The organism is Cellvibrio sp. UBA7671 (genome assembly GCA_002483145.1).
GTDB classification, from domain to species: Bacteria; Pseudomonadota; Gammaproteobacteria; order Pseudomonadales; family Cellvibrionaceae; genus Cellvibrio; species Cellvibrio fibrivorans.
This window is the reverse complement of sequence record DLHJ01000002.1, coordinates 351,285-372,433: the sequence shown is the minus strand read 5'-3', so window position 1 is coordinate 372,433 and position 21,149 is coordinate 351,285. Positions and strand designations below refer to the sequence as shown.

The following is a 21,149-nucleotide window of genomic DNA, read 5'->3' as shown; positions in this document are numbered from 1 at the left end:
TGTTATTTATTACCTGATGCTTTAGACATCATCAATTTGCGCTGAAATAGTCATCACTTCTTCGAGTGTTGTAGTGCCTTCTATTGCATAACCTAATGCCGCTTCGCTGAGCGTAACAAAATTGGGAACTGCGTAAGCGGCGCGGGTAAATCCGTTGATGTCGTTCATGCGCAACGCTTCTGCCATCGCCTGGTTTAATTCCAACATTTCAAAAATACCGATGCGCCCGCGATAACCCGTGTTGTGGCAATGCGGGCAACCTGCACCCTGTTTAAACGGAACATTGCTAAAATCGCGCCCCTTACCAATAGTCGCCAGCAACTGTTGTTCATTGGCATCGGGTGTATAGGGCTGGATGCAGCTTGTGCAAATGCGGCGCACCAACCGCTGTGCAACAATTGCCTTAAGTGCGGTCGCTACCAAATAGCCATCGACACCTATATCCATCAAACGCAAGGCCGATGTCACTGCATCGTTGGTGTGCAAGGTCGATAACACCATATGGCCAGTCATGGATGCACGCAGCGCAATCTCCGCTGACTCTGCATCGCGGATCTCGCCCACCAATAAAATATCCGGGTCTTGCCGCAAGGTTGCACGCAGCACACTTGCGAAATTTAAACCGATTTTTTCATGCAGTTGCACCTGGCTAATACGCGGCAAACGGTATTCAACCGGATCTTCTACGGTGATGATTTTTTTCTCGGGTTTATTTAATTCAGACAAGGCACCATAGAGCGTTGTGGTTTTACCGCTACCGGTAGGCCCCGTTACCAATACCAAGCCGTGCGGGCGTGTAATCGCTTTGCGGAAGCGATCAATTAAATGCGGGGGCATGCCCACATTATTTAACGGGCGCACACCATCGGTCTGGTCAAGCAAGCGCATTACCACCGATTCACCAAACTGCACCGGCATAGTGGAAATACGCACATCAATATTGTGGTGTTTTACTTTCAAGTTAAAACGGCCGTCTTGCGGCAAGCGCTTTTCTGAAATATCCATGCCCGACATTAATTTCAAACGCACTACCAAAGCTGATGCGATACGCTTTTCATTCATTACCTGCTCAAGCAGTACACCGTCGATACGGTTGCGGATACGCAATACTTTTTCATCGGGTTCGATATGGATATCCGAAGCTTTGGTATTGATCGCCTCTTCAAATATTTTTTGCAGGAGTTTTACTACAGGTGCTTCACTGTCGGTTGCGTCTACCGCGAAATCAGCCAAATCCAATGCGGATTCTTGCAACTCCTCATCCAGCTCACCAGCAAGGGTCGCAATTTCGCTGGCGCGGGTGTAAGCGATATCAAGAATATCCAGCAATTCCGATTCACGCACTACCGCCGGTTTAATATTTTTTTGTAGGATACGCTGCAACTCATCCAGGCAAAAAATATCGGTAGGGTCGGCCATACCCAATAACAAGCCGTCCATATCCTCGCGCAATAGCATCACCCGGTAGCGGCGCGCACTTGTCTCCGGTAATTTTTGTACCAACTGGCGATCAAACCGGAATTGTTTTAATTCCACAAAAGGAATATTGAGCTGTGCGGATAACAAACTCAGCAGCGCATTTTCTTCTACATAACCCAACTCTACCAAAGTGGCACCCAGCTTACGGCCGGTCAGCTTTTGCTCTTGCAAGGCGTGCTGCAATTGGGATTCAGAAATCATATTTTTCTCGACAAGCAAATCGCCGATACGAATACGTTTTTGTGTAAATGTATTAGTCATAGGTTTTTAACCAGTTGTTACTGCTGCAAAGCAGCAATGCGCTGCTGGACATAAGTGCGCACTTGCGGCTGCAAGTCGGCATATTGATTTACACGCTGATAGGCTTGTACAGCTACCTGCGGTTTATTAAGCGCATCTTGCGCCAGCGCAAAACCTAACCAATAGGCAGGTTTATCATCAAACACACTGAGCAAACGGCGGTAGTGATTGGCGGCCTCTAAATGCATACCTGTGCGCTGATATAAACCCGCAAGCAATGCGCGATAATTTTCGTTGCGCTCAGCCTCACCCAAATGTGCTTCCAATAATTGGATTGCCCGTGCATCCTGCTGCTGGATAGAAGCTATCTTCGCCTCATAAAAAGTCTGCTCAACCACCGATAAATAATCGGCTTGTGCAACCAATGCCTGCATAGCACCGGTGTTCTCTTGCGTAGCAAAAATATCCAGCAAGGTTTTTACAGATTCACGCGGTTGATTGGCAGTCGCGATAAAATTTTGTAGTTTTGCTATGGCGATATCCACTTGGCCTTGCACCACTAACTGATTGGCCTGTTGCGCCTGCTGTTGATCTATCCATTTAACATTCGGTGCAATCGATAATTGCGGCTCACGCTCCTCAAGCGGGGGTATCGCTAAAGATTCTGCAACAGGTTCTGTGGCTGCAGTTGCAAATGGCTCCTGGATACTGACGGATTCCGGCGCTTCTGCAGAAATTAATGCGTCTGTTTGTTCAACTGGCACCAATGGCTCATTTGGCGCTGTTTCGACATTGGTAGATTGGTTGACCGGTTGATTATTTGCATTGGCAACCACCACAGATAAATTGGTAATGGCCGATTCCAATGCGGCAATTCGCTCACCCAGTTCCGGCGCAACTGAGCGGCTATCAATAGCTTCAGGGACTGGTTCTGCTGCGCTGGTTACCTGCTGTGTTGTTTGCTCTACAGTGGTGGATTCAATTTGCTTCACCGGGGCTGGTTCAACAATCGTTTGATCGGTAGCAGATGGAGTAGCTGTGGTGTCCGTAGTTGTCTGCGAAAAAAAATTCAATTTCCACAGCACCAGTATTGCCAACACCAATACAAACACAACCAAACTCGGCACCAGGGTACGCGGTAAAGGTTTTACTGCACGGGTGTTATAAAATAATTCGCGCTGTTCTTGCGCATTAAAATCCAATGCTGCCTGATTCGCAGTTGCCGCTGTTTCTACTGTTGTCTGCTGATGGGATAAATCCCGCAGCATATCGTTAAGCAAGCTCATCACATGCCCCCCAACAAACCTGGAGCCAATACAATTGCCGCTGCTGCGCTAGCGGCCAACATCGGCCAGAGCCAGTAATCGCGCCGCGCTAACCATCGGCCGAGTGAGCGGCTTTCGGCAGTATCTGTAATCGCCCGCACCATATGGCTACGGTTAACTCGGTTGGCCGCTTGGCCATAGGCCGCAAGCATGGCCTTGTGTGCCATCACATTAATCAAACGCGGCACACCACCAGACGCTTTATATAAGAGTGAGGTTGCAGAATAGGAAAATAACGAAGCGCCGCGATAACCGGCGGAGCTTAAACGATAAGCGAGATAATCCGGCAAGCTCCCGCGCGGAATTGTTTGCAAGTATTCAGAGAAGACAATGCGCTGCTTAAGCTGGCGCAAATCCGGGCGATCCAGCAACTCATCCAATTCCGGTTGCCCGAACAACACCACTTGCAACAATTTACTTTTTTCAGTTTCAAGATTAGTCAGTAAGCGCAGCGCTTCAATCGTTTCGCGCGGCATCGCCTGCGCCTCATCCACAATCAATACGACTTGCCGCTTTTGCTGCGCAAGTTCGACCAGACGCAGATTGATATCTTTTAATAATTGGTAGGAGGGGATTTCGGGGGAATAAGCTATGCCGATCTCCTCTGCCAAAAACCATTTAAGTTCATCGGGAGTGAGAAACGGATTGGGAATATAGGCAGTAATGTAATTTTCGCCCAGGCTAGCCAGTAATTTTCGGCTCAATAATGTTTTGCCGGTACCCACCTCACCGACAATTTTAATAAACCCTTCACTGTGGCGCAGTGCAAGCAACAGTGTGCTCAATACTTCGCGATGGCTTTGACTGTTGAAATAAAATTGTGTATCCGGTGTTAACGAGAAGGGATGCTCCTGTAATCCGAAATGTTGACGATACATGGGAAGCCTCTCATGCAAACACTGAATGTTTGCGATTTATTTCTACTCGCTAAAAATGATATTTACTGGTTGCGGTATGCATCGCCCATGCGTTGCATATTACTCTGAGCCTCATTGAGCTGTGCGTCCCAGGTTTTATCATCGACAACAATGGGGCGCAGCAAAATTACCAGCTCGGTTTTTGATTTGCTTTTGTTCTTGGTGCGAAACAGGGCATTTATTCCCGGGATATCCCCCAGCAATGGGCGCTTGCCATCGACATTATTACTGGATTCAGTCATCAACCCACCTAATACAATTACCTGCCCATTAGCGGCCTTAACAATACTGTCTGATTCACGCACTCCACGCAGAGCCAATGGCAGGGCAAATTCCTGATCGCCGACCGTAAATACTTTTTGCTGGTCAGTCACTTCACTCACAACCGGGTGGATGTGCAAAATAACTTCACCGGTTTCGGAAATTTGCGGTGTGACATCCAGCGATATACCGCTGAAAAATGATGAGAGTTCGATATTCGGCGTATTAGTTGTTGTCGCTGCATTGGATGTCTGGTTGCTGGAAATGCCGGTAACAAAATATTCGTCGGACCCCACGCGGATAACTGCTTTTTGATTGTTCACCGTAGAAACACGCGGACTTGAAAGCACTTGCACACTCCCCTGCGTTTCCAACAGCGATAGCAACTTAGTAATATCCGTTACTTGAATTAAGCCAGCGACAGTTCCACCAATTGCCTCGCGCGATGGGATAGTTTGGCTTTGCAAAACACCATTGGCATCGATATAGGTGCGGGTAATATTAATTGCTCGAAATTCGTCTACCGGTGCTGATCCATCGGTATTGAGCGGAAAACCATCGCGAAGATTTTTTGCCGCAGAAATTTGTCCGCTAATCGCCCCCCAATTAACGCCCGCTTCAAATCCTTCACTTAAACGAACTTCCAGGATTTTTGCTTCAAGGATGACTTGTCGCTTTACACTTAATTCAGAGCGTTCCAGGAAATCGCGCACTGCGCTCAGTTCATGAGGCATAGCTTTCACAACGACCATACCAGCCTGCGGGGTAATCATGACCGACCGATCTTCTGTTTCGCCACCAATAATCGACACCACTGTTTTTTCCAGTGATGACCAAAAATCGGTGCGATTTAACGTTTGTACACGTGAGCCCGGTGTGAGCGCTGAGCCACCGCCACTCTCTTTACCCTGGCCCGCATTTTCAATCATGCCAAGCAGATTGGCATTTTCATTAGCGCTGTTACCGCCACCACCTGAATTGGAATTCGAGTTATTACCACCGTTGCCTGAACTTTGCGCACGGCCAATCATCACACTCGTATCAGACACACCTACACGCTGCACATCCAAATAATTAATCTGGAACACTTCTGTGCGCATGGCATTGGCGTAAATGGTGTAAATACCGCGATCTTTTTTGTACTCATAGCCATAAATATCGCGTGTAACACGCAGCACATCATCGACCGTCACATTATTTAAATCGAGCGTCACACTGCCGTCCACATCAGGATGAACAACCACATTGACGCCAGTGCCGCTTACCAAACCGAGGAAGAAATCTTTCGCTGCAACATTGCGCACCGAAACATCAAAGCGTTCGTAGTTAGTTTTTGCCAAACCACCAGAGGCGAGGGTTTGATTATCGAGCAGTGCTTTATTCACTTCTGGCGGTACAGTTTTAGCTACGGCGTTTTGCTCGCGTTGCTGTTCAACTACTTGATCCATTGCATTTTCAGTAGCCAGACGTTTATCACTGGTACCTGTTGAGCTACAAGCATTCAATATGAATGTTGCCAGCATCAAACAGGATATTTTTTTTGGGTTGGTGAACATCGTCACTGCCTCAGTTATTTTGTTCAATCGATTAATGCCGCTTCATAATGCTGGGGGATAACCGCAGCACCCAGGTTTGATCAGCCTGTTGCAGGACAACGGCCTGAGCCGAAATTCGCTGCACTTTTACATTGCCAGTGCCCGGCACGGTTTGCCCTTCGCGCAAGGTGCTGCCATTAATAATGGCCAATTTACGCTGCGTGCTAATTAATATGGAATTCAATGCAAATTGCTGCACACCACTCGCGTTTGCAGTAGCGGCAACATGCCCTAAAGGTGTGGTTGGATCGCGCACATCCAACGCACTGACGTCATTCGCCAATACTCGGGCACTGAGCAACAACAGACATAAGGAACTTGCGATGATTTTATACACCTAACAGCCCCTCCTCTGAACTCAGGGTAAACACGCGAATATCAATCTCCGCATTCGGATATTGCTTAACGGTGTAATCCAGTGACTCCCAATAAAATTTCCATTGCAGCGCTTCTATTTCCGTCATCAATTGAATTAACTGTGAATAGCTTCCTGCAACACGGATTAACACTCCATGCTTATACACCCCGGTCCCACCGGAAGCTGGCTTACCCTCAGTGTTTGTATCCTGTACTGGCGCTGCTAACTGCAACTCAGTTGCCGCCAAGGTGCGCACTTGTAGAAGTTTTACACTGGAGGTGCGCAGCAGCACTTCTTCTAATACTTTGGGCAATTGCTCTGCACTGATCAGACCCTGCGACAAATTAGACAAACGCGCTTCAACGGAAGCAATATCTGTATTGAGTTTTTGAATGATGTTGGTTTTGGCGATTGCAGGATCACTTGCCATAGCCATCGCCAGAGTGTTCATTTGTGTTTGCAACGTTTGTTGTTCACTGGCAATTTTTGTGGCCTCTGCTTGTAGAAAATTGCGCTCGCGATCAAATCTGGCTTGGACTAAAAAATTCCACAGTAAAAAAATCAACGCCAATAGCGTAAGAAAAATCAGCACTCGCTCGCGCAGTACACGGCTATCAATTTTTTCCAATAGGTTGTTAATGGCCGGTGGCATTAGCGTGCACCTCGCGCTTTTTCATTCAATTCGAGCAACATTTGCACAGCCGTTTTAGCTTCAGGGTCTTTGCCTGATGCCACCGGTTGTTTAGCGAGTGAGAAATCGAACAACCCTTGGTTGTTTTGTACGGGTTCAATATTCAGCACCCCGAAAGCTGCCTGGGTAAAAACGGGCTCGCTGCGCAAACGCTGGATGTAGAGAGGAATCTGGTCAGCCGCGCGGGTTTTTCCCGCAAACTCAGCGTAATTACCGCCCTGCTGCAAGGAAAAAACCGAGAGGCTTACCGTATCCAGGGATTGCCGCCCCAACGCGTGCAGGTGTGCAGAAAAACCGGTGTTATTGCCCAGGTTTTTATTGGCGATGACATTGAAAATTTGTCCGCGCCGATCAAGCTCGTCAGTTAATTGCACAATTTGCCCATCCAACTCTGCTAAATTGTTGCGCGGACGCTGCTGTTCTAATTGGGTAATTTGTTCTTTCAATTGTTGTAATTGTGCGCGGCTTTGTTCGAGAGCAAGCTCTCGCTCACGGTTTGCATTGGCACTCAGCGCACTGACAATCATTAACAACACCACAAATAACCCCAAACCCCACAACATTTGCACGCTGCGTAGGGGTTCGCGGTTGGGTTGGAATTCCGGCAGGTATAGGTTGATCTGTTGCATATCAGCCCTGCCCCACTTGGTCTTGGCGCAATGCCGCACCTATCGCACACAGCGAGAGCGATAGGATATGGTCGGGAATTGCACCTGCAACTTGTACACCGCTATTGAGATCAAGCAGATTAATGGTGACAGCGAGTGCATTGCGAATTTCAGGCGTTAATTTATCCGCAGTAACATTTTCGCCACAGAGATAAATGTGGCTGGGGGGAACTTGGCGCATTTGTCGCTCGAAGTAATCCAGTGAGCGCTGCAGCTCCAACACTAGCGCTTCGCCAGGTAAATCATCGAGCAAACCGGCGTTATAAGAGAGAGAAAATTGTCGGGACAAATACAAATTGCCTTCACGAATGATTTGCAAGCTACCACCGCCCTGCTGCAGCTTTACGATAGCCACTCCGCGTTTAGTGTCACAGCAGGCCTCTGCCAAGTTGCGCAATACCAGTTCGGGGATATCGATGTTTTTTAATTGCAGCCCGGTAGCTTTTGTTGCAGCCACTGCTGCTTCAATATTTTTACGTTGGGCTGCCACCGTGTAGGCCATACGGCTGGTGCCACGCGCACTGTCTTCCGGCAACAAAAACGCATCAACAATCGCTTCGGCAATCGGGAACTGCACCAAATCTTTAATGCGCCAGCGCAATGCCTCAGCCAATTCTTCTGCAGGAACTTTGGGCGCTTCACCCAAAATTAATTGATAACTCCCAGGGCTCATCACCAAATTGCAGGGAATACCCAGTAACCCCAGCTTGAGTAAACGGGTGCGCAAGAGATCAGCTGATTCAATGCCGTTTTCGGCAGGAATGAAATCGCAATTAACCAAATAAGGTTGTTGGGTCGCCGGGCGCTGGATGTGGGCAAAAGCAACCCCTGCGGTGCTAAAGTCCACGCCTATGACCTGATTCTGGCGTTTTGCTCCGCGCAAAATGCGGGTTACTTTTTCCACAAGCTGTTTCAAATCGGGGCTCTCGAATACTGGTTTCTGCGATAATCGTGCTGCCACTATTGATGTCTGACCGAAAGTCGTGCCTCACAGTAAGTTCAGCCGGACGAAAATATTGTGCAGGACAGCTAATAACTCTTGCTTATAATTGACGTCGCAAACATAACCTTTAACAAAGAACATAGACCATAAAGGTACAAAACGCCAAATGCTGCACATAGTTCTTTTTGAGCCGGAAATCCCCCCTAACACAGGAAACATTATCCGGCTCGCCGCCAATACCGGTTGCCAGCTTCATTTAATCGAGCCGCTGGGTTTTAAATTGGATGAAAAAAGCGTAAATCGCGCCGGCATGGACTATCCGGAAATACAGGAGTTAAACCTGCATAAGGGCTGGGATGCGTTCTTGGATAAGGAGAAACCAAGGCGGATTTTTGCACTCAGTACCAAAGGCACCCACTGCCACAGCGATGCACAATTCCAGCCCGGTGATTACTTATTGTTCGGCCCTGAAACCCGCGGATTACCGGCAAGTATTCGGGAATCACTGCCTGCCAATCAGGTACTGCGCATTCCTATGGCCGCGAATAGTAGAAGCATGAACTTATCCAACGCCGTAGCGGTGATGGTTTATGAAGCCTGGCGCCAATTGGGTTATGCTGGCGCACTTTAACGGCTGCCTATCCACTGGCTATAAAAAGAAGAGAAGAACCCATGAGCAAAATCCAGATTTTTATCGGCAGCGTCTATGGCGGTGCCGAAGAAGTTGCTGAAATCCTGAGGGAAGCGCTGGGCAAGCTCGGCCATGACGTCAGCTTGAATACCTACGCGCGCGCAGAAGATCTGGCGCGCGACCCGGACGAAGTTATCCTGTTGTGCCACTCCAACACTGGCTCAGGTGAATTACCCGACAACATCCAACCACTGTACTTACACCTGAGCCGCGATTACCCACGTATTGCAGGGCGCCGTTACGGCGTGGTGAATCTGGGCGATAGTAGCTACACCACCTTTAACGAGGGCGGGCGCATGCTGGATGCCGCCTTTGAAGACCTTGGTGCTCAGCGCATTGGTGAACCCTTGGTGTTGGACGCGAGCAGCGGCGATGATGCAGCGACACTGGCGCGTGACTGGGTGCAAGATTGGGCGAAGCTGATTTAGCTGAATTAATGCAACTGATTAGATGTACTGATTAATCCTAAGTAATCGAATATGAGTGAAACCAAAACCATCGGCCTGTTTTACGGTAGCTCTACCTGCTACACCGAAATGGCAGGCGAAAAAATCTGCAAAACACTCCACAACCTGCTCGGCGAAGAGCGCGTGGATTTTTTTAATATCGCCGATACCCCGATTATCCAAACCCAATTTTATGATTACCTGATTTTTGGTATTCCCACCTGGGACTACGGTGAACTGCAAGAAGATTGGGAAGAAATTTGGGATGAATTGGATTCGCTCGATTTCAGCGGCAAAAAAATTGCCATCTACGGCCTGGGCGACCAAGTGGGTTACCCGGAATGGTTTTTGGATGCCATGGGCTACTTGCACAGTAAATTAGTCCACCGCGGCGCAACGCCCTGCGGTTATTGGCCACGCGCGGGCTATGTATTTGAAGCATCCAAAGCGCTCACACCGGATGAGCAGTATTTTGTGGGCCTCGCGCTGGACGATGAAACCGAATTTCAATTGAGTGATGCACGCATTCAACAATGGTGCACGCAAATAGTTGACGAGTTTGGTTTGTGAGTGATTCAACGCATATCGACCATGCACAACTACAATGGGATGAAGATGGCCAACCCGTCTCCAGCACTTTTGGCGATGTGTATTTTTCCCGCGCGAATGGATTGGAAGAAACCCGCCATGTTTTTTTGCAGCACAACCAATTACATGAACGCTGGCAGCAACTTAATGCCGGTGAACATTTCACTATTGCCGAAACCGGTTTTGGCTCAGGATTAAATTTTTTAGCTGCCTGGCAATTGTGGTTAACCGCTGCACCTGCGGACGCACAATTGCATTTTGTCAGCGTAGAAAAATTCCCGCTCACCAAACTGGATTTACAACGCGCCTTGGCGCTCTGGCCGGAACTGGGTGAATTTACTGAACAACTGATCGATGCTTATCCGGTTTTTGTCAGCACTGGTTTTCATCGCCTGAGTTTTATGTATGGCCGCATCAAACTCACACTGATTATCAACGACGCCGCTGCAGGTCTTACCCAACTACTCGCCACGACTCATCCCGCGTTCGCCAATTATTGCGCGAAAATCGATGCCTGGTTTTTAGATGGGTTTGCCCCTTCAAAAAACCCACAGATGTGGAGCGATGAATTATTTACAGCGATACGCCAACTTAGTCACGCGGGCACAACAGCAGCAACCTTTAGTGCGGCGGCGATTGTTAAACAAGGATTAAAGTTCGCAGGATTTAACATCCAGAAAGTACCCGGCTTTGGACGCAAGCGCGAGATGGTAAAAGCCCGAATGGAACAAGAGCCTTTGGTTGATTATCAGGACTCAGTGCAACCGCGCAGTTATTCACCCTATCCCGTACCCTGGACTATTGATGTTGCTGCCACGCCCCCAACAGAGAAACATGCCTTAATTATTGGCGGCGGTTTGGCCGGCTGTACCAGCGCGCGCGCATTGGTTGAACGCGGCTGGAAAATTACCCTGGTAGAGCGCCACGCGGGACTTGCGCAAGAGGCGTCTGGTAATCCGCAAGGTGTGCTCTACGCAAAACTATCTCCCAAAAATGAAGCACAAGCAGAATTTAATTTGCATGCACTGCAATTTGCGCAGCAATTTTATCGCTCGCGTTGGAATGCGATAGGTGAGCAATGCGGTGTATTGCAACTGGCGCATTGCGAATCCGAACAGCAATTGCACGAACAGCTGCGCGACAAATTTTCCGCCACTGAAGAGTTAGTAGAGTTTGTAAATGCAGCACAAGCGACGGCTATTGCAGGTGTGACGCTTAACCAAAGTGCATTGCACTTTCCCAAAGCTGGCTGGATTAATCCACGCAAACTTTGTGAAAGTTTAACGGATCATACCGCCATTCGGGTGATCACTGATTGCGCCGCGCTGGCCTTGGAGCACGTTGACAGTAATTGGCAAATCAATAACAACCCTGAATTGCGTGCACCAGTGGTGATTATCGCCAATGCTACCGATGCAAAATCGTTTGCGGCTACACAACCCTTGCCAATTAAATCTATCCGTGGGCAAATTACTTATCTTCCACAAACAGCCGCAAGCAGCGCACTAAAAACCCTCGTCTGCAGTGAGGGCTACATTGCCCCCGCGGTAAATGGCCTACATTGCACAGGCGCGACCTTTAATTTAAAAGACGATACACGCGAGCTGCGCGCAGAAGACCATCGCAACAACCTGGAAAATTTGCGCTCGCCTTTACCGGAATTATTGGATGAGTGGGAAAACATGGAAGTAGAGAATTTGCACGGGCGCGTTGCATTTCGCTGCACTCTACCCGATTACCTACCATTGGTAGGTGCTGTGCCCAATGAACAAACCATGTTGGAAGACTTTGCCCCGCTGCGCAAAAACGCGCGCGCTGCGATTCATAAAACAGGGGCTTATCACCCGGGTTTGTTTATTAATATTGGCCACGGTTCACGCGGCCTTGCCTATACGCCACTGAGCGCAGAATTGCTGGCGTCGCAGATTAACCAAGAAGTACTACCACTGCCGCGCGAGCTTGCCAATGCATTAAATCCAGCGCGCTTTTTAATTCGAGACCTGATCAAAAACAAACGCTAAGGCTGAGACACAAACACTTTTAGTCGTTCGTAGCCTGCGCGGCTAACAGGTAATTTGACACCGCTATGCAACACCGCTACTTGTGCATCCTTACTGATACGCTCCAAAGATTTCACCGCACTGAGCTTGGCAATAACGGAGCGATGAATGCGCACAAACTCCTGACTATCAAGCTGTGCCTCCAATGCTGATAAGCTCTGGGTTTTCATTATGGATTTTCCATTCCAGTAAATACTGATGTAATCATCTTGCGCTTCTATGTACTCCACTTCCGCCAGTGGAATAATATGAACCTGGCCACGGTCGCGTACTACAATACGCTCCAGTTTGGCGTCGGCAATTAACTCAGAGATATTGGCAGGTGTTGCATCCAGTAGCTTTCGTGCGCGCACAATAGCTTCATCAAAACGTGCCTGCGAAAAAGGTTTTAGCAGATAATCCACTGCATGCAGATCAAATGCCTTCAGTGCGTATTGATCGTAAGCGGTAGTGAAAATCACACCGCTAGTGCGTCCGGTTAACTCCAACACTTCCAGCCCGTTGAGCTTGGGCATAAAGATGTCCAGCAAAACCAAATCTGGCGCAAGCCTATTAATAGCATCGACCGCTTCCAGGCCATTGGTAGCTTCGCCGATGATGTTGATATCTTTGTGTTTGGCCAAATATTCACGCGTCAATGCTCGCGCTAATGGTTCGTCATCCACAATTAATAACTGCAGAGTTTTAATCATTACGGCTCCCAGCCATGACCGGCTCAAAAGGAATTATCATATCAAGATAAAAATTATTGTGCGCCTTATACCAGCTAATGCGCGATTTTTCCTGATAAAGGCTGTGTATGCGTGCCTTGAAATTTTTAAGCCCGGTTGCGGTGCCAATCACACTGGGCGATTCGGGATCAACAGGATTGCTAATTGCAATATGCAACCAACTATTTTCAATAACACTTTTAATCTGAACAACACCGCCATCACTGAGATTACATATGCCGTGCTTAATCGCATTCTCCAACAGCGGCTGCAAAAACATAGCTGGCACCTGCGCAGTCAATGCTGCCGGATCAATCTCCCAGCTAACTTGTAATTTTTGCCCAAAACGAATTTTTTCAATCTTCAGGAAATGTTTGCAGAGTTCAACTTCTTCGCCAAGGTTGATTTGTTGCCGCGCAGATATAGCTAAAGTTTTGCGATAAAAAGTACCCAACTCTATCGCCATATCGCGCGCAGCAGCCGCATTAATAGACGTAAGCGCGCTGATAGAGTTGAGACTATTAAATAAAAAGTGGGGATTAATTTGGCTGCGCAGCATTTGTAACTCAGCATCGCGCGCGAGCAATTGGCTGGCAATTTGTTGGCGCTCTGCGCTGCGGATATTTTCAAAGGCGATAAAAACATCGTGCGCCAGCAGCGACACCAGATACAACAACAGCGCCGCCACAAACAATAAACTCGTCAACTGACGATCGATTAACACGCCATCAGGGTACCCGGTTGCATCGCCAATAATTTTGCTCCAGAACACGCACAGTAGTATCCATAACAGTGATGACAGCAAGGATGCACAGCCAAACACAGATACAACTCTTAATGCGGTGCGCTGACGAATGGGTAATGAACGACACACGAAGTAGGAGGAGGTGAGAATAAATCCATAAAAGTGCACCGCAGGCAACGCAAAAAATAGCGCGCTGCTCCATGCAACGGAATTCTCAGCAACTAATGTCCATGCCAATAGAATGCCCGGAACAATCCAAGCAAGAACATACCAGAGCAGTCGGCGCGGTTGGGATAAAATAGGATGCATAGTAATGTGTTATTAATTTTTGATTTCAACACCGCCCATAATCGCCGTTCCGGTGACTATCAGGCGCTTGGTTGCACCAGCGGGAGAAATCGTTTTATCTTCAATCGCGCCCATCAATGCAGTACCACGATTAATAACACTCCAATCTTCAGGCACCTTGATCACAATCCCGCCCCAAGTCGCCCAGAGGTTAAGAACGGCATCCGAACTGATTGACGCACCACGCAAATCCAATTCAACGCCGCCCATCACCGCCGTAATATCGCCGCCTTTAAAATCTTGTGAATTGCTAATCGTTTTGTTACCACCCATCACGACACTGATGTCGAGGCAGGAATTATCTGATGAGGCCTGTTCACCAGATCCAAATACCATTGAGCCGCCCCGCCCCTTATCTTTAAACATGATGTAAGCACCGACTGCGATCAATATCGCCGGCCACCAGTCCCACAAGTTGATATTCAGAAGACCGAGATGTTTCAACGTCAACACCACGCCCACAAAAATCAAACCACCGCCGATAAAAATACTGGAGCGCCCCTTGGAATGGAGTATTTTCAGAATACCAACGGCAATAAATACCGTGGGCCAGAATTGGAAGAAATGCAGGGATTCAAAAATATTCAGTTTATCGATTAAGGCTATCAAGCCGATGATCAATATAAAAGCGCCAATTACAACGCGCTGCTGGGGATTCGTGTTAGCCATCATAAACTCCTTTAGGACAGTGAAGGTGATGTCGCAACCTTAGGGCAAACATCTGGGGCTGTCGCGTGTTAGTCTCGGTGAATAACGTTACTCAGTGTGCTTTACCGGTAATTGTCTATACTCCTAAACATTCCCTAATGAGAGGTAACGCCATGCTGACCAACCGCGCCTATATTTTGGACGATGAAGTCGATTTTCTGCATAACTATTACGAGCGGTTGGTAGTGCAGGAAGTGCACGACCAGAGCGAGCGAGTCCAACAGGGCGACCGGGATTTCCTCGCTGACGTAGCCTGTGTTGCGTTGAACCGCTTGCCGCCGCGCTATATCCGCCACGATGTGGATATGACTTTTTTTATGTCGCCGCAAGATATGGTGGAGATCGAACGCAAAGTCAGCCAAGCGGTGACTGATGCACTGAGTTATGTTGAGAGCAGAGAGCGCGGCGAAAGCCCTAAACTACCGCCTGTTGAAGTCTCGCTTATTTCCACCCGGGGGGATAAACCCGCCAAAGCAGGCAAAGCGGTTACAGCAGAAAAAACAGAAGGATCCAAACCCGGAAAGGCACCAGCCAAAGCAAAAACACCCAAGAAAAAGTAGCCGTCGACATTCAGTATCCAAACGAAAAAGGCCAATTAATGGCCTTTTTCGTTATTGGTATATTCCAATTTGGCCGCATTCGGCGGTATCTCTGAAATCACCTGCGAGCCACTGCCGCAGGCAATCACGGTGCGCATCGCCTCCTCCACGCTCACGTGCGGCAATAAATCTACACACTCGGCCGACAAGTGATAGACAAAACCGGATGTGGGGATGGGTGCAGTTGGTGCGTATACCGTGTAATCACCATTGGCATGTTTCGCCGTGACGATTGCGGTTACCGATACCCCCGCCGCGCGGCCCATCAAATAGGCGCGGCACACTTCACCTTTTAACAACGAGGTATTGCCCTCACCACCTAACAATTGCGAAACCACTTCACGGATCGTTTTGTAACCCGGGGCAAGGCGTGTTAGCCATTCATCCAACTGATCATGTACCCACTCGCCCACACTGGTTTTAATAAACAAACCGATCAGAAAAAACGCGCAGAGCAGTAAGAGAACACCCAGCACATCGGCCATGTGATTGGTAAATGCCGTTTGCTCAACCAACCAATGGCTCAGCGGTTGGATAATCGAACGCACCACACCCAACAGCCATTCCACCAACCATAAAAAGATCGCAATCGGCAGGATTACCATAAATCCACCGATCAGGGTGATGCTGACAAACGAACGCAAACGCTTCATGATTGGAGCCTTTTAATAACGATGGATTAACGAGTGAACCAGTTTATCTGCGCACTATTGTGCACCAGCCTATTTTTTATAGCGAACCTGCTGCCGGCAACAGCCTGCGCGGCAACCCCGATTACATTTGAAGTACTCGCCGAGCGCACCCATAAACCCACGTTGTTCACCCAAGGTTTATTAGTCGATGGTGATCACTTTTATGAGAGCAGCGGGCTGTACAATCAATCGCTACTAGTGACCTACCCCATCGCAGAACCAGCCGGTACCTGGGCAAAAATATCGGCACCCTTTACCAAAAAACAAGTAGTCCCCTCGCGCTATTTTGCCGAGGGCCTGGCACTGTTGGGCGACAAACTTTATCTGCTGACATGGCAGGAACAAACCCTGCTGGTCTACGACAAAGCCACGCTCAATTATCAAAAAAGTATTAGCTACCAAGGCGAAGGCTGGGGTTTGACCAGTGATGGTAAACAACTGATCCGGAGCGATGGCAGCGACACACTATATTTTCATAACACAGACACCTTTGCTGTTATAAAAACGCTAAAGGTTTCCAACGATGATCTAGCGGTAAGCAAACTCAACGAACTGGAATTTGCACAAGGCTTTATCTGGGCCAATATCTGGCACGACGACCGCATTGTTAAAATTGATCCGGCCACGGGCGAGGTTGTCGGCGAGTTAAACCTCAGTCAGCTCAAGCATGCATTAGCATTAAAGAACAGCGAACAGGTTTTAAACGGCATTGCCTGGGACGAAAAACGGCAAGCATTCTGGATTACCGGCAAAAACTGGCCAAAAATGTTTTTAGTCCGCATCAACCATTAATCCCCCACTTTAATCTCCACTCCCGCCCAAACCACCAGGCCCGCAACACGGGCCTGGTGGTTTGTTTTACCTGTTTTTTCACCGTTTCCGATTGCAAGCGCATTGCTGCTTGAATTGTTCCGGCTTTACAAAAGCTTGACCTATCGCACATTAGATTTTTTTATCCAGCGATAAAATTGCCATAATTGGTATAAAAAATACCAAATATGGAAAATTTAAGTCAAAAGGTCATTAACAATGGCCGCTACTGAGAGGTAATAATCATGAACTACAAACTGGTTTCCCCCCTGTTAATCAGCTTGCTACTGGCCGCCTGTGGTGGCGGTGGCGGCAGCGCAAGCACTGACAATACCGGCACCAACAATAGTGTTGCCAGTGGCGAGATTGCCCAAGGTATGGTGACGGGTTTCGGCAGCGTGATAGTGAATGGCGTACATTACGATGTGAAAGACGCCGAGATAGTGGTCGATGGAGAAACATTGGTTGAATCTGATCTGGAAGTTGGCCAGATAGTGCGGATCACCGGCAAGGTAGGCAGCGATGGCATCCACGGCACAGCAACAAAATTGGAAGGCGAGGCGCAATTGGTCGGCCCTATTACCAGTATCGACCTGGTTGCAGGCAGCCTGGTTGCCCTTGACCAAACCATACTGGTGACAGCCGATACGTTCTTTGATGACGATCTGAGCCTCGAGCTATTGGCTGTTGGCAAGGTGATCAAAGTCAGTGGCCAACTCAATACGGATGGCGTTTTGGTGGCAACACGTATCGATGTAAAAAATGGGCTCGCCAACAACAAATTCCAACTCTCCGGGGAAATTGCAAACCTGGACACCGCAGCCATGACATTTACCCTTAACGGAACATTGGTGGATTACAGCAAAGCAACACTCTCCCCCCTGCCCGATAAAACCCTGGTAAATGGGTTAAAAGTACGTGTCATCGGCAGTTTTAGCGGCGATGTATTTGTAGCAGTCGGAAATGTTCACCCTAGCTGCCTGGGCTTTAAACACCATGATGATTTTAAAAATCACACGGGCATTACCCTCAGTGGATTGGTGTCAGAACTGGTTACCGGTACCAGCTTCACGCTCGACGATACCAAGGTGCTCATCACTGCCAACACTCGATTTGATGGCGGCAGTGTGAGCGATTTAATCGATGGCATTCAGGTAAAAGTTTATGGAGCACTGGATGCAGAACAAAACTTGGTCGCAAAAAAAATAAAACTCAATTACAAGGCAAAAATTAGCCACAAAGGTTTGGTTGAGGCTATTGATCTGACCGCCCAAACGTTCACTGTCAACGGCATTCTTTTCGAAGTGACTAGCGATACCAGCTTCAACGACCGCAGCCGCAACAAAGTGCGCTTCTTTGATCTGGAAGATTTGGCAACTGGCGATACCCTGCACATCCGCGGCTACAAAGTCCCTGCTACAGCAACTGCCCCTGAGCGCAATATCGCCACCCGTGTTGAACGTCACAACCCCCACGCCTTTGGTGACAATGATTGGAAACTGGAAGTGGAAGGAATTGTTGAGGCCGTAGGGGATAGCAGCATTACCGTTGCTGGCCAAATAATTCAAGTGAACACTCTGACGCACCTTGAAGGCTTCGCTAATCTTGAGGATTTTTTCTCCACCGCCTTGGGCGCCACAATTGAAGTGAAAGCACTAACGATGAACGGTGTAGCCACTGCATTGAAAATTGAACTTGAAGATTAAGGTCTAAGCATTCCCTGTGTGTTCTGCTATTGGGACACACGGGGCTTTTTCGCTAGAAAGATATATTTCTGTTAAATTTCGCAACTGAACAATTAACAACTCTGTGGAAACACTGAAATGCGATTTTTTCGGAAGCCTGTATGACAACCACCAAAGACACCGTACTCTCCGCCTGTCGGCAACTTATGCAACCGATTATCGGAATTCTACTGCGCAACGGTGTCACTCACAAAGAACTCGCGTCAATTTGCAAACAACTCTACGTTCAGGTCGCCTCAGAAGAATTCGGTATTCGCGGCCGCCACACTAATCTCTCACGTGTTGCCATGCTCACCGGCATCGACCGCAAAGAAGTTGCGCGCATTAAAGATGCCTGGCAAAACAATGAACAAAGTGAACAAAACCAACAGCACCAGGACCGCCTGACACGCCTGCTTTCCGCATGGCATCAAGACCCGGACTTTAGCACTGCAGATCATCATCCACTGGCATTGACGATTGACGGAGACCGGCACAGTTTTGCGGCCCTCGCCCGCCGTTACGGTGGCGACCTGCCTGCAAGCGCACTATTAAAAGAATTAAAGCGCGTGGGTGTAGTTGCAGATGTTGATGGCAATCTAGATACCAGTGAACACAAAGTTATCGCCACCAAACGCTATTTTGTACCAGCGCAATCTGACCCGGGCGCACTCTTGCGCGCCGGTAGTGTGCTCCATGATATGGGGGCAACCTTGCATCACAACCTTTACAAAGCCAACCAGCAGAAACAGCAGCCACTGCGTTTTGAACGACGCGCAAGCAATGCGCTGATGCCCGTGGAAACAGCTGCCGCATTTCGCGAATTTGTGGAGCAAGAGGGCCAGGCATTTTTAGAAAAAATTGACGCTTGGCTCAGCGCACACGAACACAGCAATCCAGACAAAAATACCCCGCACCTGCGTTTAGGTGTGGGCACTTATTTATTCAGCAATCCCATTGAGCCTGAAGCCAATGAGGATGCCAGCAATGAGGAAGACAAATAATGTTGCGCGCAACTTATCTGATAGGATTTATTATCAGCCTGACACTCTCGCTATCAGGCTGCGGCAATTCCAGCGGCAGCCAGACTGCCGGTATTGATGGTAGTGGTGAACCCGTTGCCACCACCACTAACGGCACTATCGATGGTTTTGGCAGTGTGATTGTGAATGGCCTGCGCTACAACTCCGACAAAGCGCACATACTGGTCAATGGCGAAACCGCAATGGAAGATAACCTGCGCGTAGGTTATCAAGTGCGAATTATCGGCAGCATCGCCGCCGATGGCTTGGCTACGGCTGACAAAATTGAATTTACTCCGACACTGGTTGGCACCATCGAACAAATTGACCTTGCCAGCAATAATCTGGTGCTACTCGGGCAACAGGTGCACATCACCAACAACACTATTTTTGATGCAACCATTAGCCCTAACAACATCACAGGTTTAGCGATAGGAAATAAAATTCTTGTGAGTGGTTCGCAGGCTATTGATGGCAGCATCAGCGCCACCCGCATTGATGCAATTAGCGCAAACCAAATCCAGCTACTGGGCTTTGTGCGCGAACTGGATGAAAACAACAACACATTTAAACTCAACCAACAACAGGTCAGTTTTGCTGCAGCACAATTAACCAATGTTGATAACAACCGCCTGCAAAACGGGATGTTGGTAACCGCTATGGGGATGCTGGACACAGGTAAAAGATTACAAGCCACACGCATTACCAAACTCAACACCCAGTTTTCCAATTCAATAAAAAATGCAGATGTTGAAGGTTTTGTGACCCGTTTTGTTTCTATGACCGATTTTGATGTGGCAGGCACACGCATTACCACCAACGCCCAAACCCGCTATGAAAATGGCAGTGCAACCAGCCTGATGATCGGCGCTAAAATAGAAGCCAAAGGTAAACTCGATAGCACCGGAAAATTAGTTGCGGAAAAAATTGAATTTGAACCGCGCAGCAACAACAAACTCAGCGGTACGGTTACCAGCCTGCAAATTACCAATAACATTGGCATAGTCACCGGCCAATTGGAGCTGGATGGCACGCGCATCCAAACCACAATTAACACGCGCTATGAGGATAAAGGCCGCAGCAATGTGAAACGCTTTAACCTCGGCGCAATCCAAGTGGGCGATTATCTGGAGATTACCGGTTATTCAACCGACACCGGATTTATCGCCACCAAAATTGAACGTGAAGAAACAGATGAAGCAATGTTTGAACGCGAATTTGAGGGGCTGGTAATCAGTATTGGGGTTAATACTTTTACGCTTTTTGGGCGCACTATTACCACTGATGAGAACACCGAATTCCGCGATGCAAGCCGCACCAGAATCAGCGCCAATACTTTTTTTGCACAGGCAGTTGGAAAACGCGTGGAAGTGAATGTAGCCCAATCCAATGGGGTATTTTTAGCTACCCGGGTTGAATTGGAAGACGATGACATATTGGACTTTTAAATCCCTAACAACACCATTAATAAATTCACTAACAAATTTATTAACACAACAAAGGATTTTTTTGAAAAAAGCCCCGCTGCT

Annotated in this window: 21 protein-coding genes; 9 read left to right on the top strand and 12 right to left on the bottom strand. The window is 48.3% G+C overall.

Features of this window, described 5'->3' with window-relative positions; all coding sequences use genetic code 11:
* Positions 1–21 precede the first annotated feature (21 nt).
* The 8 genes from B4E62_RS02040 to pilM all read right to left on the bottom strand — a co-directional run bounded on the left by B4E62_RS02040 (position 22) and on the right by pilM (position 8,450).
* Positions 22–1,740, bottom strand: coding sequence for a GspE/PulE family protein (locus B4E62_RS02040; RefSeq protein WP_331350856.1), 1,719 nt, complete (start codon positions 1,738–1,740; stop codon positions 22–24).
* Between the two features lie 17 nt (positions 1,741–1,757).
* The gene (locus B4E62_RS02035) at positions 1,758–3,005 is read right to left on the bottom strand and encodes a hypothetical protein (protein WP_331350855.1); all 1,248 of its coding nucleotides are present in this window, start codon (positions 3,003–3,005) and stop codon (positions 1,758–1,760) included.
* Positions 3,005–3,922: an ExeA family protein gene (locus B4E62_RS02030; RefSeq protein ID WP_331350854.1), complete on the bottom strand. Its 918-nt coding sequence runs from the start codon at positions 3,920–3,922 to the stop codon at positions 3,005–3,007. Before B4E62_RS02030 ends, B4E62_RS02035 begins: the two co-directional genes overlap by 1 nt.
* Before the next feature lie 62 nt (positions 3,923–3,984).
* Positions 3,985–5,778, bottom strand: a complete 1,794-nt coding sequence (mshL, locus tag B4E62_RS02025; protein ID WP_331350853.1) for a pilus (MSHA type) biogenesis protein MshL — start codon at positions 5,776–5,778, stop codon at positions 3,985–3,987.
* A gap of 31 nt (positions 5,779–5,809) precedes the next feature.
* Positions 5,810–6,154, bottom strand: a complete 345-nt coding sequence (locus B4E62_RS02020) for a hypothetical protein (protein WP_310072222.1) — start codon at positions 6,152–6,154, stop codon at positions 5,810–5,812.
* The gene (locus B4E62_RS02015; protein WP_310072220.1) at positions 6,147–6,827 is read right to left on the bottom strand and encodes an MSHA biogenesis protein MshJ; all 681 of its coding nucleotides are present in this window, start codon (positions 6,825–6,827) and stop codon (positions 6,147–6,149) included. The genes B4E62_RS02020 and B4E62_RS02015 overlap by 8 nt, the downstream gene beginning before the upstream one ends.
* Positions 6,827–7,495 (bottom strand): MSHA biogenesis protein MshI, encoded by a 669-nt coding sequence (locus tag B4E62_RS02010; RefSeq protein ID WP_331350852.1) that lies wholly within the window; start codon positions 7,493–7,495, stop codon positions 6,827–6,829. The genes B4E62_RS02015 and B4E62_RS02010 overlap by 1 nt, the downstream gene beginning before the upstream one ends.
* Before the next feature lies 1 nt (position 7,496).
* Entirely contained in the window at positions 7,497–8,450 is a 954-nt protein-coding gene (gene pilM / locus B4E62_RS02005) for an MSHA biogenesis protein MshI (protein WP_310072217.1), read from the bottom strand.
* Positions 8,451–8,643: 193 nt separating this feature from the next.
* On the opposite strand from pilM, the gene trmL reads away from it, so the two are divergent.
* Genes trmL through mnmC form a run of 4 tightly spaced genes read left to right on the top strand, consistent with a single transcriptional unit; the run spans position 8,644 to position 12,223 of the window.
* Positions 8,644–9,108, top strand: a complete 465-nt coding sequence (trmL, locus tag B4E62_RS02000) for a tRNA (uridine(34)/cytosine(34)/5-carboxymethylaminomethyluridine(34)-2'-O)-methyltransferase TrmL (protein ID WP_331350851.1) — start codon at positions 8,644–8,646, stop codon at positions 9,106–9,108.
* Between the two features lie 41 nt (positions 9,109–9,149).
* Positions 9,150–9,596, top strand: a complete 447-nt coding sequence (locus B4E62_RS01995; RefSeq protein WP_331350850.1) for a flavodoxin domain-containing protein — start codon at positions 9,150–9,152, stop codon at positions 9,594–9,596.
* A 51-nt stretch (positions 9,597–9,647) separates the two neighbouring features.
* Positions 9,648–10,184 carry a flavodoxin FldB gene (fldB, locus tag B4E62_RS01990; protein ID WP_310072212.1) on the top strand — a complete coding sequence of 179 codons (537 nt, stop codon included), beginning with the start codon at positions 9,648–9,650 and terminating at the stop codon, positions 10,182–10,184.
* Complete coding sequence (gene mnmC / locus B4E62_RS01985) at positions 10,181–12,223, top strand: bifunctional tRNA (5-methylaminomethyl-2-thiouridine)(34)-methyltransferase MnmD/FAD-dependent 5-carboxymethylaminomethyl-2-thiouridine(34) oxidoreductase MnmC (RefSeq protein ID WP_331350849.1); 2,043 nt, start codon at positions 10,181–10,183, stop codon at positions 12,221–12,223. The genes fldB and mnmC overlap by 4 nt, the downstream gene beginning before the upstream one ends.
* Here the strand turns inward: mnmC and B4E62_RS01980 are convergent.
* Genes B4E62_RS01980 through B4E62_RS01970 form a run of 3 tightly spaced genes read right to left on the bottom strand, consistent with a single transcriptional unit; the run spans position 12,220 to position 14,737 of the window.
* Positions 12,220–12,954, bottom strand: a complete 735-nt coding sequence (locus tag B4E62_RS01980) for a LytR/AlgR family response regulator transcription factor (RefSeq protein WP_331350848.1) — start codon at positions 12,952–12,954, stop codon at positions 12,220–12,222. The two genes, mnmC and B4E62_RS01980, sit on opposite strands and share 4 nt — an antisense overlap.
* Positions 12,947–14,026 (bottom strand): sensor histidine kinase, encoded by a 1,080-nt coding sequence (locus tag B4E62_RS01975; protein ID WP_331350847.1) that lies wholly within the window; start codon positions 14,024–14,026, stop codon positions 12,947–12,949. Before B4E62_RS01975 ends, B4E62_RS01980 begins: the two co-directional genes overlap by 8 nt.
* A gap of 12 nt (positions 14,027–14,038) precedes the next feature.
* Complete coding sequence (locus B4E62_RS01970) at positions 14,039–14,737, bottom strand: LiaI-LiaF-like domain-containing protein (RefSeq protein ID WP_331350846.1); 699 nt, start codon at positions 14,735–14,737, stop codon at positions 14,039–14,041.
* A 149-nt stretch (positions 14,738–14,886) separates the two neighbouring features.
* Here B4E62_RS01970 and B4E62_RS01965 point away from each other — a divergent pair, with 149 nt between their 5' ends.
* The gene (locus B4E62_RS01965) at positions 14,887–15,333 is read left to right on the top strand and encodes a late competence development ComFB family protein (protein ID WP_331350845.1); all 447 of its coding nucleotides are present in this window, start codon (positions 14,887–14,889) and stop codon (positions 15,331–15,333) included.
* A 35-nt stretch (positions 15,334–15,368) separates the two neighbouring features.
* Here the strand turns inward: B4E62_RS01965 and B4E62_RS01960 are convergent, their stop codons facing one another.
* Positions 15,369–16,025: a DUF502 domain-containing protein gene (locus B4E62_RS01960; protein ID WP_310072201.1), complete on the bottom strand. Its 657-nt coding sequence runs from the start codon at positions 16,023–16,025 to the stop codon at positions 15,369–15,371.
* A 33-nt stretch (positions 16,026–16,058) separates the two neighbouring features.
* Here B4E62_RS01960 and B4E62_RS01955 point away from each other — a divergent pair, with 33 nt between their 5' ends.
* The 4 genes from B4E62_RS01955 to B4E62_RS01940 all read left to right on the top strand — a co-directional run bounded on the left by B4E62_RS01955 (position 16,059) and on the right by B4E62_RS01940 (position 21,068).
* Positions 16,059–16,856 (top strand): glutaminyl-peptide cyclotransferase, encoded by a 798-nt coding sequence (locus tag B4E62_RS01955; protein ID WP_310072199.1) that lies wholly within the window; start codon positions 16,059–16,061, stop codon positions 16,854–16,856.
* A 263-nt stretch (positions 16,857–17,119) separates the two neighbouring features.
* On the top strand, positions 17,120–18,580 hold the full coding sequence (locus B4E62_RS01950) for a DUF5666 domain-containing protein (protein ID WP_331350844.1): 1,461 nt from the start codon (positions 17,120–17,122) through the stop codon (positions 18,578–18,580).
* A 140-nt stretch (positions 18,581–18,720) separates the two neighbouring features.
* Positions 18,721–19,602 carry a DUF6502 family protein gene (locus B4E62_RS01945; RefSeq protein WP_331350843.1) on the top strand — a complete coding sequence of 294 codons (882 nt, stop codon included), beginning with the start codon at positions 18,721–18,723 and terminating at the stop codon, positions 19,600–19,602.
* Complete coding sequence (locus B4E62_RS01940) at positions 19,602–21,068, top strand: DUF5666 domain-containing protein (protein ID WP_331350842.1); 1,467 nt, start codon at positions 19,602–19,604, stop codon at positions 21,066–21,068. The genes B4E62_RS01945 and B4E62_RS01940 overlap by 1 nt, the downstream gene beginning before the upstream one ends.
* Positions 21,069–21,149: the final 81 nt, after the last annotated feature.